The organism is Bacillus paranthracis (genome assembly GCF_024296885.1).
GTDB lineage: Bacteria > Bacillota > Bacilli > Bacillales > Bacillaceae_G > Bacillus_A > Bacillus_A paranthracis.
This window is the reverse complement of the sequence record NZ_CP101135.1, coordinates 894,080-908,403: the sequence shown is the minus strand read 5'-3', so window position 1 is coordinate 908,403 and position 14,324 is coordinate 894,080. Positions and strand designations below refer to the sequence as shown.

Here is a 14,324-nt window from a genome sequence, read left to right as displayed (position 1 = left end):
TTACATACGCACCTCTTCTTACCATATCAAACTATGCAAGAGATGTGAAGAAATTTCACTTTTATTTGTATGTACATATCTTATTATTTCAGAAACAACAGTAATAACCCTTGCACAATTCCAATCATACCGCCTAATAAGGCACCTAAATACGTAATCATTTTCAGTTCATTTTTTGTAATGGACAGCACTAAATCTTCTAGTCTCTCCGTGGAAAATGTGGACACTTCTTGCTGCACAATTTCAGCCAAGTGGAGATTATTTAGTATACTCGCTACGTTTTCTGCTCCCCACTTCAAGCCTTTCGTTACTGCACTTGGAACTACCTTTTCCATAATTGTTTCTCGAACTGGCTCACATACTTGCTGCACAGATTGATTTAAAAATTTACTTACTGTTTCCTCAACTTTAACTGCTGACAATATAGAGCTTACAATCATTTCTTTTTCTACAAACGTTTCTACTTCTTTTACATCTCTTCCTTTTAACTTTTCCCACTCTTTTTGCAGTACTTCAGTTAAAAGCTGCTTTGTGCCATCTTGCCCTAAAAACTTAATAACCTCAGGCTGCACACGATCCACTACACTTACATTCCCTAAAAACATTCCGACTAAGTTAAGCAATGTCCCCCTAGAAGCAAAGAAATCATCAATCATTTTTGAAAGACGAGATTTCCCTTCTTCACTTTCAAAAAAATGAATTGCTCGCTTTAAAATAAACGCTGAGACATTTGGAATTGCATTCTCTATTTTTTCATGAACAGAATGAGGTAAAGCTTGTTCCCATGTATATGTATAGTACTCTTCTAAAAATGACTGAATCTTTTCTGTAATCACCTGTTCGATTTTCTCAGTTGCTTCTTTTTCTACATGCGCTACGTCCCATTTTTCTAACATGTGTCGCAGTGACTGTTCATTCGTAATTACTTTATCCACTTCTACTTGTGCCCAGTGGATTAAACCTTTTTGAAACTCTTCATTTGTTAACTTCTTGCCGATTCCTTCTGGCGTTAACAAATGTTCTACAACCATTTTCCCTAATTGAACAGCAAGCTCATCGCGGCGCTTCGGAATTAATCCTGGTGTAAATGGCACTTGAAACTTCCCAATATATATAGGGCGATGAGGACGAAATAACATTTTTATCGCTAAATGATTTGTAAATCCTCCAATAATTGCTCCGAGCCCTGTCGTCGTTAACATACTTAACCATATATTCATTACAATCAACCTTTCGCTTCTCCAAAACTATAGCATATCATCATACGGACAAAAGTATAATGGTATAAAAACGTATTTGCAATATATAGCTTCGCCTATTATGCCAACATTTTGTTAGTAAAGGAGTGATTTCGTTGGTTCTCGGTATTTTAACTTCTCACCCTCATTATGAGCAAACGTATTACACCGAAATCGCTAAACGCGCTCGGCTTTATCATAATGTCGTTGCCCAGTTTACGCCATTTGGTATTGATCCTAAAACAGATCTTGTTTCTGGTCTGATTTATGATACGGATACAGGAAAATGGAAAGAGCAAATATTCCCTATTCCTTCTTATATATATGATCGTTCTTCTTTTAACGAGGAAACAGACGTCGAAAAAGCAAAGTCAATTATTCGCTCATTACACAATCGTCCTTCCACTACCTTTTTAAATAACACACTCATTGACTTAAGCAAACTACATGATGTATTTCTCACGAATAAAAAATTATCTCCTTATATACCAAAATTTGAAATAGCAACGATACACAACGTTTTCAAACTGTTATTAAAAACAAAAGATATTATTATACGTCCTACTAACGCACATTCCAATGAAAGTTTGTACCGGGTCGTTTATAAAAATAAAACGTTTCATGTTGATACGATAAATGATGCCTACCATACTTCTACTCCAATTAAACGGACTGATGAATTTATATCTTGGTACAAATCTCATATACGATCAGCACGTTACATCACGCATACAATGCTGCAACCTCCAAATCAATTAACATACCCACTCCATATTCGAACCATTTTACAAAAAAATAAAGAACAGAAGTGGAACGTTATCGGTCAGTTTATACAAAAAAGTTCATTTCCGAATCAACTTTTACTTTCGGTAACCGACGATTCCTCTCTGCATGCATTTTCAAAAATTAAATACGTACTATCTAATACCGGTGTACAATTGTTACAAGACGCTTTACAAGACATTATAAATGAAGTGTTTCAAACGCTAGATGCATCTTATTCTTCATTATTCGAGCTAGAGCTTTCCACTATTATGGATCAAAAAGGGGCAATTTGGCTTATGTATGTCAACACGATTCCCCCTTACGAACATTACATTCGCCATAGTGATTCATTAGCCGAAAAAATATATCATGGACCATTACAATTTAGTCGCTTTACACCATAAAGAAAGGGGGTAAGTCTATTTTGAAAGAGCACATATATACGTTAAATATTTCAGATGAACATCCAAATAGTATTACTTTACCTTATATTTTTTCCATCACACCACCAATTACATCCCTTTCCTTCGGCCTACGCCATGTTGCAAGTGAAGAGGTAAAAATTCATTATTCCTTTACTCGCGAAATCATTATTGGAAAACAAATTGCAGAGAAACTTTTACTGCCTCATTCCACTACTATCCATGCATTCACACAAAACCAAACGATTATTTTCGGACCATTAATCGGGATTTTCACAACTGGTTTTAACGATGACGCTTCTAATCCTTTAGGGAACCGTTCAACTTCTCTTGGCGAGTTACTAACGCCACCATTCACCTTACGACCATTTGTATTCGTTTTTGGTGTGCAACATATAGACTGGGAAGACGAAACAATTGAAGGGTATTTCTTTCATGAGGAAAAATGGATAAAGAAAAAAGTCCCTTTACCGAATGTCATTTACGATCGATTACCAAATCGGAAAGCCGAAAATTATAAACCGATCGTAAGAGCAAAAAGAAAGTTAGAGCATGACTATGCGATTCCATGGTTTAACCCAGGTTTTTTTAATAAATGGGAAGTGCATCAACTTCTTATGAAAGATGAATCCATTATGCCGCTATTACCAAACACAGAAACATTTCAGCACTTCGAACAAGTGGAACGATTTCTCGGAACGTATAAATCCATTTATATGAAACCGATTCATGGTAGCTTCGGTAGAAACATTCATCAAATATTTTATTCCCAAACAGAGAATTGCTACTACTGTCGTTATCGCGAAAATGAAGAAAATAAACTAAGAAAGTACCAATCATTAGAAACACTTCTGAACCATGTGTTAAAAGGACATGATTTAAAAAAGTTTATCGTACAACAAGGTATCTCCTTGCTACGCTTCGATGGGCAGCCTGTTGATTTCCGCATTCATACAAATAAAAATCATTTCGGCCAATGGATGGTCAGTGCAATCGTCGCAAAAATTGCTGGCAAAGGTAGCTTAACAACGCATGTAAATAGCGGTGGCGATACGAAATTGCTGCAAGAACTTTTTCCTGATTCAACGAAACAAATTCAAATTGAAAATAAATTAAAACATACAGCCTTACAAATTAGTTACGCACTCGATGAACAAGTAACCGGAAATATTGGAGAAATCGGTTTTGATATCGGTTTAGACACGCAGGAAAACCCGTGGCTCTTTGAAGCAAACTCTAAACCTGGGCGAACTGTATTCCAAGATGCCAAGTTAAAAGAACAGAGTGAACTAACGCGCCAATTATTTTACGAATATGCCATCTACTTAACTGAACATTCTTTGCGCGATACAAAAGAAAAAATGTCTCAAATAAAATTAGAGACTTCCTCAAATAACGAGCATATCCCGTCTCCTATGATTCACTCACAAATACAAAAACAAAAACTTCCACCTCATTTATAAGGTGGAAGTTTTCTATTTACACAAGTTTTACTACAAACTCTGTTTCCACGTTACATACTCCGCAATAAAAAATATGATTGCAATATTCATTTGAATTATTATGTGTCAATCCATCTACTGCACTTAATAATTCTTGGTCCATATACGCACTATAATCGTCTATGTAATCTACAGCCTTCCCATAATCTTGGAGTATACTTTGGCAATTTTGACAAGAATATGTTTGTGATTCTAATGCGTTGCAAAGCGGGCAAATCCCCATCACGATTCCTCCATATAATTGTATCTAGCTACGTATAGGAGCAGCTTGCCCCATTCTTACTTACATTTACCTCAAAATAGCAGGATACAAAAAGAAAAATATATTTCATATCGCTCTTAGTTTAGCCTTCTTTCTAAAAAATACAACGATTACTCTTATTTCATAATTTACGAAATCACTAAGATTTTTTTACAAAATTTACAAATTATTATTTCGTATATCTTTCTAGGTAACATCCATACTATGAGTACAAACTTAATTACCGATGGATTAGCGCCAAACGGGGCGATAATCTGGTTCAACTCCAGCTAGTCCAACCAAAAAAATTTTTATAACTCTAAGGAGGATATATTCCTATGGCAAACCAAAATTCTTCAAATCAATTAGTAGTACCAGGAGCAACAGCTGCAATCGACCAAATGAAATACGAAATCGCTCAAGAATTTGGTGTACAATTAGGAGCAGATTCTACAGCTCGTGCTAACGGTTCTGTTGGTGGCGAAATCACAAAACGTCTAGTTGCAATGGCTGAGCAAAGCCTTGGCGGATTCCACAAATAAATATATATGGCAAAAAGGTCTCAAGGCATATGCCTTGAGACCTTCCTTCATTTATTGCAACATTTGTAAAAACTTCTTCGTACGTTCTTCTTTTGGATTTGTAAATACATCTTCTGGTGTACCTTGTTCGACAACGACACCGCCATCCATGAAAATAACACGGTTCGCAATTTGATGTGCAAAGCGCATTTCATGCGTTACAATGACCATTGTCATGCCTTCTTTAGCAAGCTCTTTCATGACCTTCAGAACTTCTTGAACGAGTTCAGGATCAAGCGCTGACGTCGGCTCATCAAATAGTAACACTTCTGGTTCCATTGCAAGCGCGCGAGCAATTCCAACGCGCTGTTGTTGTCCGCCTGATAATTGGAACGGATATAAATCCACTTTATCTGCTAGACCCACTTTTTCAAGGAAATAGTTTGCTTTTTTCTTCGCTTCTTCTTTCCCCATCTTTTTCACTGTAACGAGCCCTTCCATTACATTTTGAAGTGCTGTTAAATGCGGGAATAGATTATGGTGCTGGAATACCATACCTGTTTGCGTACGAAGGTTGACAATATCTTTCTTCGTTACTTTTTGAGAGAAGTTAAGCTCTTTATTACCGATACGAATATGACCAGCGTTTGGCGTTTCTAATACGTTAAGGCAACGCAGGAATGTCGTTTTACCAGACCCAGACGGCCCAATAATAACAACAACCTCGCCCTTCTCAACTGTTAAATCTATATGCTTTAGTACGGTATTATCTCCGAAACTTTTTTGTAAGTGCTGAATTGAAATCATAAAAACAAAAACTCCTTTTGTAAAAGGATTATTTTAATGTGTAGCGTTCTGAACGCTTTTCTAACATCTGTTGTACGATTGATAATAAGAAACAAATAACCCAATAAATAAGACCTGCTTCGAAATAAACAATTAAAAATTCGTAGTTCATTGCCGCAATTTCCTGTGCTTTTCTGAACATTTCTGTTACTAAAATTAACGATGCTAATGAAGTATCTTTCACTAAGCTAATAAATGTATTCGAAAGCGGCGGGATTGATACGCGCGTTGCTTGCGGTAAAATAACACGTTTTAACGCTTGTGGGTATGTCATCCCAATTGTATAAGCAGCTTCCCACTGCCCTTTCGGAATTGAAAGGATAGAAGCACGAATAATTTCAGATGCATACGCACCGACATTTAATGAAAATCCAACGACTGCTGCTGTATATGGCTCAACTTCAATATTAAGAGTTGGGAGACCATAGAAAATGATAAATAACTGTACAAGAAGTGGCGTTCCGCGAATGATAGATACATAGATACGAGCAATCCATTGTAAAATACGACTACCTGAAATACGTGCAAGCGCCGTTAACGTTGCCAGTATAAGACCGATAATAAATGTAATAAGCGTTAATGGAATTGTCGTAAAAACAGCTTCCTTCAGCATAGGCATGAAGGAAGTCTGCATAATATCTAGCCAAGTAGACAATCGATCTGAAATCAATGCACTACTTAGATACATTTTCACCAAACCATTTTTTCGTTATTTTGTCATACGTACCGTCTTTTTTCATATCTTCTAACGCTTTATCTACTTCTTGTACAAGCTTAGTGCTACCTTTACGGAATAAGAATCCACTTTCTGAAGCTTCTTTTTCTGTATCTACAATTTTAATTTTCGCATCTTTTTTCGTTTCTAAATAATTTAACACTGATAATTTATCATTGATTGTGAAATCAACGCGTCCTGAAGCTAATAGTTCTGCTGCTTGGCTAAATCCTTCTACACCAACGATTTCCGCACCATTTTTCTTAGCGATATCTGCATAGTTACTTGTTAAAGATTGTGCTCCTTTTAATCCTTTTACATCAGCAAATGTAGCAGGTTTATCTTTATCTTTTGCGATAACTAATGCCGCTGAAGATGAAATGTATGGTTTAGAGAAGTCGTATTTCTTTTGACGATCTTCACGAATACCAACTTCGTTTGCAACCATATCGAAACGTTTTGCATCTAAACCAGCAAGTAAGCTATCCCATTGCGTTTCTTTAAATACAGGTTTTACACCTAAACGTTTTGCAACTTCTTCTGATAGTTCAACGTCAAATCCAGTTAATTTATTGCTTGAATCGTGGAACGTAAATGGTGGGTATGTACCTTCTGTACCAATTACAAGTTCACCGCTTTGTTTAATCTTTTGTAACGCGTCTTGACTAGCTGTATCTTTTTTCTCTTCTTTACCGCAGCCGGCTACAATCCCGATCGCTAATGTAGTTACTGCAAGTACTGAAAATAATTTCTTCATGATGGTAATCCTCCAAGTATTCTGATAGGAATTTAAAAACTATATTGATTGTATGCAATCTTGAACAATTTTTCAATGAAAATGTTCTTATTTAGTTTATCCTTTTTCTTCATAATCAAACAAAAAGGAAAAATAATGCTACATACAAAAAATAAGTAACATTTTTTAATATAGCATTTATTGTACGAAAGGTAAAATAATACTTCTTATTTAATTGCCGTGATTCACTAAAAAAGAACTTGTGAAAATCACAAGTTCCTCCCCATACCTATTAAGCGCTCTGATTCCCTTCCATTTGCGTTTTGTACATATCGTAATAACGCCCGCGCTTTTTCATTAATTCATCATGAGACCCTTTTTCTAAAATCGTCCCTCTATCAAGCACGATAATTTGATCTGCACTTTTAATTGTTGAAAGACGGTGGGCAATAATAAATGTCGTTCTTCCTTTTTTCACAACTTCTAGCGCTTGTTGAATCATCGCCTCTGTTTCTGTATCGATACTAGATGTCGCTTCATCTAAAATTAAAATGGCTGGGTCAAAAGCGAGCGCCCTAGCAAACGATATAAGCTGACGTTCTCCGGTTGAAAGTGTACTTCCTTTCTCCGTAATTTCTTCATTTATATTGTTCGCAAATCTTTCAGCACCTACATCACGCAATGCTTTTACGATGCGCTCTTTTGAAATATTTTCATTTTCTAAACTAACATTAGATGCTACTGTTCCGCTAAATAAAAATGGATCTTGCAGTACAATTCCCATATGTTCACGAGTTGCTTGTTTCGGCATCTCTTTTACATCATGACCGTCAATTGTAAGCTTTCCTTTTTCAAACTCGTAAAACTGAAAGAGTACATTCATAATGGAACTTTTTCCTGAGCCAGTATGACCGACAAGTGCGACTGTCTCGCCTTGTTTCGCTTCAAATGAAATATTTTTTAACACTTCATCTTTTCCATTATAAGAAAACGACACATTATCAAACTTCACATTTCCTTGTAAGCGAGGTATACGTTCTTCTTCTACTGCTTCCCCTTTTTCCTCTAATAATTCAAAAACACGTTCTGATGCAACGCGCGATTGTTCTAAGTTAGCAAGCTGATTCACCATATTTGTAATCGGTGAGAATAATCGTGTTAAATAATCAACGAACGCATATAGTATCCCTAGAGAAATGACGCCTGTAGCACTTAATGAAGCACCACCGAAATACCAAATCACACCTGTGAAAGCGATATTTCTTAATACACCTACTAAGTTATGAGAAGTTGCTGCATTTAAATTCAAAATTTTATTTTGATACTTAAAATAATCACCATTTAATTCTTCAAACTCTTTTTTCGTTTCACGCTCTTGACGGAACGCTTGAATAATTGGCATCCCTTGAATGGATTCATTCACTGTTCCGTTAATATCAGATAAACGAGAGCGCATTTTATGATTGTATACAGACGCATACTTTCTATAAAGAATTGCCCAAATGATTAAAATCGGGATAATAAGTAAACATAACGTCGCCAATTTTACATCGAGTAAAAATAGCGCGGCAAATATCCCAATAATATAGATGATACTAGAAACGAATGTCGCAAGTACCGTTACGTATAGATCACGAATGGCTTCCGTATCATTCGTTACACGCGACACAATTTTCCCTGCTGGTAAATGATCGAAATAACGAATTGGCAACGTTTGAATATGAGAAAAGACATCTTCCCTCATAATTTGAATAATTTTGTTCGCTGCCTTCTGTAAGAAAAACTGCTTTCCGTATGCAAACAATGATACGACTACTAATAAAGCAAAATAGCCTCCACCAAGTAATAATAGTCGGTTTATTTCTGGTTTATAAAACGCAAACACTTCTTCTTTCGTCAATGCTTTCGCTTTATACACTTGCACCGCCTTACCATTTTGAACGGTAATCATATCACCTTTTACAGTCCGTGATCCTTCCACATTTACTTTATTCGGTACAAAATAATATTGAAAACCGACTTGCATCACGCGTACTTCTTTTCCTTTTTTCTCACCTTCCTGGAAGCGATCACTTCTCTTATAAAAGGTGCCATTATACGAAACAGCCTCTTCACTCTTTTCTGTTTCATACCAAGGTTTCTCTATTCCAACGATATGATCATCAATCATCGTTTTCGCGACGAAAGGACCAGCAAGCTCTGCGATGACGAAAATAAATAACATTAGCATCGCTGCAAAAATCGTTCCTTTCACTTTCATCGCATATTGAAACAATCGTTTTGAAACGCTCATATTTTCACCCCACTATCCGCACTTTCACTTTCTCCCTGTTGTCTTTCAAACTGTTCCGCATACCAGCCTCCCTTTTGGATAAGCTGATCATGCGTACCTTCTTCTATTACTTCCCCTTCATCCATAACGAGAATCCAATCCGCATGTTGTACGGCAGATAAACGGTGCGTCGTTATAATCGTCGTCTTTCCACTTCTCTCTGTTCTTATATTTTCAATGATCGCTGCTTCCGTACGAGCATCAACAGCTGATAAAGAATCGTCCAAAATTAAAATTTCTGGATTTTGAATAACAGCTCGCGCAATCGAGATCCTTTGCTTTTGCCCTCCTGATAAAGAAACACCTTTCTCTCCGACGAGCGTTTCTAACCCTTCTGGTAAAAACTCTAAATCCTTTTTAAACGCCGCAATTTCAATCGCTTTCTCAAGTTCTTCTTCCGTCGCTTCTCGATTTCCGAATAAAATATTTTCCCGCGCTGTTTTTGAGAATAAAATATGTTCCTGCGGTACATATCCAATCCAGCCGAGTACATTTTCATTCTTCATTTGATCTAACGTCACATCAGAGACTGCAATATCCCCGTCTCCAAGCGGGTATTGACGAAGAAGCTGACGTACGAGCGTCGTTTTTCCGCTTCCTGTTTTTCCAACAACCCCAAGCGTTTCCCCTTGTTTTAATGTAAACGAAACCTTTTTTAAATTTGTTTCAGTTGATGAAGGATATGAAAAGGTAACGTCATCAAACTGAATATAATCCGGCTCTTGTACAAGCTTTGGATGTTTCGGATCCTTAACATCCGGTTCATACGCTAACGTTTCATTTACACGGTCGAGTGACGCATTTCCTCTTTGCATAACATTAATTAATTCGCCAATTGCAAACATCGGCCAAATCATCATCCCTAAATACACGTTAAAGGACACAAGTTCACCAAGTGTCACCTTTGATTGAAATACAAGATATGCACCGTACACTAAACCAATTAAATAACTAAGACCGACAAGCATTTTCACAGTTGGCTGGAATAGTGCATCAATTCTAGCTACTTTCATATTCTTTTCGTAGACGTCATCTCCTAATTGATGAAATCTTTCCTGATCTGCATTCTCTTGTACATACGCACGAATAACGCGCACGCCAGCGATCGATTCTAGTACTTTATCGTTCATATCACCGAACGCATCTTGCGCAACTGTAAATCTTTCATGCAATTTCTTTCCATATATATTCATCGCATACGCCATAATTGGAAGCGGTATAAGTGCTGCAAATGTAAGCTCCCAACTAATTGTAAATCCCATCATAAAGACAATCGTAAGCATATATAAACTCGAATCAACGAGCGTTAATATACCGAAACCAGCTGTCATAGCGATTGCTTTTAAATCATTTGTCGCTCTCGCCATTAAATCACCAGTACGATTTTTTTGATAAAAAGTCGGCGTCATCTTAAGTAAATGGCCCATAAATTTAGAGCGCATCGTCTTCTCCAGTACGAATGCACCACCAAACAATTGATGTTGCCATACGAAAGTGAGACCATATCCAACTATGGTAACCCCAATTAAAATAAGAATAGACTGTATAATAGCTTCGTTTGATAACGTTCCTGTTTTTATATTATCAATCGTAACCCCTAACACTTTCGGGGGAATAACTTCAACTATATTCACAATTAAAAGAGCTCCAATGGCGATACTATATCTCTTCCAATGCTCTTTAAAAAACCACTTTAACTTTAGTAATACTGAAAACAATGTAATCTCTCCCTTCTCGTTCTCGTTTACCTCTCATTTCTCTATCCACTATCCAGACCCATCACATTTACATTTCGTAACCCATACAATCTCATCACATTTTTCCACCTTCCAAAGTTTTATATAGTAGCATGGAAAACAAACAAAAAAAAGCATACCGCCGCTTGACGATATGCACAAAAATGCATAAAAAGCGTACGTTACGATATACGCAACGTACGCTTTTTATAAGACAAAGATGCCCTATATATCCGCACGGGTTGCGTAATGATATAAATGTTTTCTGCCATTTAACAGAGCTAAACCCATTACATTTACGATTACAATCATTACGCACACTCCCTTCATTTATTTTCCATTTATAATCTTACAACTTTATTGAGTATTCTGTCAATTGTTTTTTTACACATGGAATAAAAATATATGATGCATCAGTTTGAAATAAGAGAATGTTCTGCAAGAAAGGGCATACAAAATAAAAAAGGAATAAGAAATCGTTTTCACAAACATTTCATTTGAAAAATGTTATCAAACCCCCTACAATCACCTTATACTCACTCTTACAAGTTGCTATTTTAGGAGGACTAATCATGACAACTAGCAATACGTACAAATTTTATTTAAATGGAGAATGGAGAGAAAGCTCTTCAGGAGAAACAATCGAAATTCCATCTCCATACTTACACGAAGTAATTGGACAAGTACAAGCAATTACTCGCGGAGAAGTAGATGAAGCAATTGCATCTGCAAAAGAAGCTCAAAAATCATGGGCGGAAGCTTCTCTACAAGATCGCGCAAAGTATTTATATAAATGGGCTGATGAGCTCGTAAATATGCAAGATGAAATTGCCGATATCATTATGAAAGAAGTCGGTAAAGGATATAAAGATGCGAAGAAAGAAGTTGTTCGTACAGCTGACTTCATTCGTTACACAATCGAAGAAGCTTTACATATGCACGGAGAAAGCATGATGGGCGATAGCTTCCCGGGCGGTACAAAATCTAAACTTGCGATTATCCAACGCGCACCACTTGGTGTTGTATTAGCAATCGCACCGTTTAACTACCCAGTAAATTTATCTGCTGCAAAACTTGCACCAGCATTAATTATGGGTAACGCTGTTATTTTCAAACCAGCCACTCAAGGTGCAATTAGTGGTATTAAAATGGTTGAAGCACTTCATAAAGCTGGTCTTCCAAAAGGCCTAGTAAACGTAGCTACAGGACGCGGTTCTGTAATTGGTGACTACTTAGTAGAACACGAAGGTATCAATATGGTATCGTTCACAGGTGGTACAAACACAGGTAAACATTTAGCGAAAAAAGCTTCCATGATTCCACTTGTATTAGAACTTGGTGGTAAAGATCCTGGTATCGTTCGTGAAGATGCTGACTTACAAGATGCTGCAAACCATATCGTAAGCGGTGCATTCTCTTACTCTGGTCAACGTTGTACAGCTATTAAACGTGTACTTGTACACGAAAACGTAGCAGACGAGCTTGTTGGCTTATTAAAAGCGCAAGTAGCTGAACTCTCAGTTGGATCTCCAGAACAAGACAGCACAATCGTTCCATTAATCGACGATAAATCTGCTGACTTCGTTCAAGGTTTAGTTGACGACGCTGTAGAAAAAGGTGCTACGATTGTTATCGGTAACAAACGTGAGCGTAACTTAATTTACCCAACATTAATCGACCACGTAACTGAAGAAATGAAAGTTGCTTGGGAAGAGCCATTTGGCCCAATCCTTCCAATCATCCGTGTTTCTTCAGATGAGCAAGCAATTGAAATTGCTAACAAATCAGAGTTCGGTCTGCAAGCAAGTGTCTTCACTAAAGACATTAACAAAGCATTTGCAATTGCTAACAAAATCGAAACTGGTTCTGTTCAAATTAACGGACGCACAGAGCGCGGCCCTGACCACTTCCCATTCATCGGTGTAAAAGGTTCAGGTATGGGCGCACAAGGTATTCGTAAGAGCCTTGAGTCTATGACACGTGAAAAAGTAACTGTATTAAACTTAGTTTAATCTTATACAAAGAAGCTGATCTAAAATTAGATCAGCTTCTTTTTTATATAGATACTTCCCAAAAACGAAGGATTTCGTTCTACTTCCGATTTGGTTTTCCAAATCGAACTAAAACATGCCATAATAATTTTAATTCCTGAAGCACTTCTTCATAAGTTCCACGATCACTCCAAGATAATGGATTGCGTTTCAAATCCGCTACAGCAGAACCAATTATATTTGCATCGATACAATGATTCCGTGCAATGCGTCTTGCTAAAGATGGCATTTTTGAACCTCTAAAATCCATTGGAACGTCGTCTACCATAAGTACAAAACCCGTGTGCCAATACAAATCAATAGCATACTTCAGGCAAATCCCTTCTAATTTTCTTCCTACATCCGTACCCTTAAATGAAGGATCTACAACAAGAGCTTCCACGTCTTCTTTAAGAGAAATATCTCCATGAACTTGCGCTTCAATATAATGATTAAGGTTACGGGCTGACTCTTTGTTTACTAAATCTATAAACGGCCTTTCCAGGTTAGCCAGTAAATGATTAACTAATCTTGTTGGAGTCAAATTCCCTTCACCAATTGCAAACTCTCTTACGAATGTTTCTTCCAAAAGAGCAGCTAAAATCATATCAAACTCCTCATAAGTCCCCTTTTCTTTTGGATCTTGATGCGAATCTAAATACGTATATGTAGAGCGATAAGAAACTTTTGGAGATAAGAGAAAATAACAGGATCCAAAACGCGGAGCCGGCCCATCTGGATGTAACATCAAATTTAGCGCCCCATACTTTGGCCGTTGATCATTCGTTACACCTTCCAATTGATATGCTCCTCCAAATATTCTCTGTTCCCAAAGGTCACGTTCACCGCCAGGATAAGCAGACACACTTCCATTAGATAGCAATGTTTCAAACTGACTTTTATATATTCCTTGTTCAAACAATGCTTCAGCAACACTTTTCATACTCGAATCGAGTCTGTCTGGATGAAAGTGTAAAGCAATCCTTGCATGAGATTTTAAGTTAGCGACAACTTCTTCAAATATTTCATCTGTAATATTACACATGTTAAGTATATGATTAATTGTTGCTTTCGCCTCACGTTTTTCGTTCTCTGCATATTTTGAAATATACTCTAAAGCAAATAATTGAGACCTTAATAATTCCATAATCCAATCTCCCCTTTAATTGAAATGACCTTAATCCTTTCAATTAAAAGTGCATTTTTTCCTTCTTATGCAACTAACCTGATTTATTGAACA

12 protein-coding genes are annotated in these 14,324 nt (G+C 36.9%); 4 read left to right on the top strand and 8 right to left on the bottom strand.

The window, feature by feature from the left end; translation table 11 throughout:
* Positions 1-83 precede the first annotated feature (83 nt).
* Entirely contained in the window at positions 84-1,220 is a 1,137-nt protein-coding gene (locus NLJ82_RS04625; protein WP_140418913.1) for a DUF445 domain-containing protein, read from the bottom strand.
* 134 nt (positions 1,221-1,354) lie between these two features.
* On the opposite strand from NLJ82_RS04625, the gene NLJ82_RS04620 reads away from it, so the two are divergent.
* Positions 1,355-2,407: a YheC/YheD family protein gene (locus NLJ82_RS04620; protein WP_000242717.1), complete on the top strand. Its 1,053-nt coding sequence runs from the start codon at positions 1,355-1,357 to the stop codon at positions 2,405-2,407.
* 20 nt (positions 2,408-2,427) lie between these two features.
* Entirely contained in the window at positions 2,428-3,888 is a 1,461-nt protein-coding gene (locus NLJ82_RS04615) for a YheC/YheD family endospore coat-associated protein (protein ID WP_000658077.1), read from the top strand.
* Between the two features lie 16 nt (positions 3,889-3,904).
* Here NLJ82_RS04615 and NLJ82_RS04610 read toward each other — a convergent pair whose 3' ends face one another.
* Positions 3,905-4,150: a hypothetical protein gene (locus NLJ82_RS04610; protein WP_000510467.1), complete on the bottom strand. Its 246-nt coding sequence runs from the start codon at positions 4,148-4,150 to the stop codon at positions 3,905-3,907.
* 356 nt (positions 4,151-4,506) lie between these two features.
* Here NLJ82_RS04610 and sasP point away from each other — a divergent pair, with 356 nt between their 5' ends.
* Positions 4,507-4,710, top strand: a complete 204-nt coding sequence (gene sasP, locus NLJ82_RS04605; protein WP_000013338.1) for a small acid-soluble spore protein, SasP family — start codon at positions 4,507-4,509, stop codon at positions 4,708-4,710.
* Positions 4,711-4,761: 51 nt separating this feature from the next.
* On the opposite strand, the gene NLJ82_RS04600 is transcribed toward sasP, so the two are convergent.
* The 5 genes from NLJ82_RS04600 to NLJ82_RS04580 form a co-directional block, all read right to left on the bottom strand.
* Positions 4,762-5,496 (bottom strand): amino acid ABC transporter ATP-binding protein, encoded by a 735-nt coding sequence (locus NLJ82_RS04600; protein WP_000623601.1) that lies wholly within the window; start codon positions 5,494-5,496, stop codon positions 4,762-4,764.
* A 28-nt stretch (positions 5,497-5,524) separates the two neighbouring features.
* Positions 5,525-6,223: an amino acid ABC transporter permease gene (locus NLJ82_RS04595; protein WP_041185160.1), complete on the bottom strand. Its 699-nt coding sequence runs from the start codon at positions 6,221-6,223 to the stop codon at positions 5,525-5,527.
* Positions 6,210-7,007, bottom strand: a complete 798-nt coding sequence (locus NLJ82_RS04590) for an amino acid ABC transporter substrate-binding protein (RefSeq protein WP_000732854.1) — start codon at positions 7,005-7,007, stop codon at positions 6,210-6,212. Before NLJ82_RS04590 ends, NLJ82_RS04595 begins: the two co-directional genes overlap by 14 nt.
* Before the next feature lie 271 nt (positions 7,008-7,278).
* On the bottom strand, positions 7,279-9,279 hold the full coding sequence (locus NLJ82_RS04585; RefSeq protein WP_000116636.1) for an ABC transporter ATP-binding protein: 2,001 nt from the start codon (positions 9,277-9,279) through the stop codon (positions 7,279-7,281).
* The gene (locus NLJ82_RS04580; RefSeq protein WP_000493197.1) at positions 9,276-11,036 is read right to left on the bottom strand and encodes an ABC transporter ATP-binding protein; all 1,761 of its coding nucleotides are present in this window, start codon (positions 11,034-11,036) and stop codon (positions 9,276-9,278) included. The genes NLJ82_RS04585 and NLJ82_RS04580 overlap by 4 nt, the downstream gene beginning before the upstream one ends.
* A gap of 590 nt (positions 11,037-11,626) precedes the next feature.
* Between NLJ82_RS04580 and gapN the strand changes: the two genes are divergently transcribed.
* Positions 11,627-13,066: an NADP-dependent glyceraldehyde-3-phosphate dehydrogenase gene (gene gapN, locus NLJ82_RS04575; RefSeq protein WP_000213630.1), complete on the top strand. Its 1,440-nt coding sequence runs from the start codon at positions 11,627-11,629 to the stop codon at positions 13,064-13,066.
* A gap of 79 nt (positions 13,067-13,145) precedes the next feature.
* Here the strand turns inward: gapN and NLJ82_RS04570 are convergent, their stop codons facing one another.
* Positions 13,146-14,231: a DUF3626 domain-containing protein gene (locus NLJ82_RS04570; RefSeq protein ID WP_000422020.1), complete on the bottom strand. Its 1,086-nt coding sequence runs from the start codon at positions 14,229-14,231 to the stop codon at positions 13,146-13,148.
* Positions 14,232-14,324 lie beyond the last annotated feature (93 nt).

What these genes read in the sequence shown, in the direction of transcription:
- NLJ82_RS04625 (WP_140418913.1), bottom strand. Translation starts at nt 1,220, where the DNA reads ATGAATATATGGTTAAGTATGTTAACGACGACAGGGCTCGGAGCAATT.
- NLJ82_RS04610 (WP_000510467.1), bottom strand. Translation starts at nt 4,150, where the DNA reads ATGGGGATTTGCCCGCTTTGCAACGCATTAGAATCACAAACATATTCT.
- sasP (WP_000013338.1), top strand. Translation starts at nt 4,507, where the DNA reads ATGGCAAACCAAAATTCTTCAAATCAATTAGTAGTACCAGGAGCAACA.
- NLJ82_RS04600 (WP_000623601.1), bottom strand. Translation starts at nt 5,496, where the DNA reads ATGATTTCAATTCAGCACTTACAAAAAAGTTTCGGAGATAATACCGTA.
- NLJ82_RS04595 (WP_041185160.1), bottom strand. Translation starts at nt 6,223, where the DNA reads ATGTATCTAAGTAGTGCATTGATTTCAGATCGATTGTCTACTTGGCTA.
- NLJ82_RS04590 (WP_000732854.1), bottom strand. Translation starts at nt 7,007, where the DNA reads ATGAAGAAATTATTTTCAGTACTTGCAGTAACTACATTAGCGATCGGG.
- NLJ82_RS04585 (WP_000116636.1), bottom strand. Translation starts at nt 9,279, where the DNA reads ATGAGCGTTTCAAAACGATTGTTTCAATATGCGATGAAAGTGAAAGGA.
- gapN (WP_000213630.1), top strand. Translation starts at nt 11,627, where the DNA reads ATGACAACTAGCAATACGTACAAATTTTATTTAAATGGAGAATGGAGA.
- NLJ82_RS04570 (WP_000422020.1), bottom strand. Translation starts at nt 14,231, where the DNA reads ATGGAATTATTAAGGTCTCAATTATTTGCTTTAGAGTATATTTCAAAA.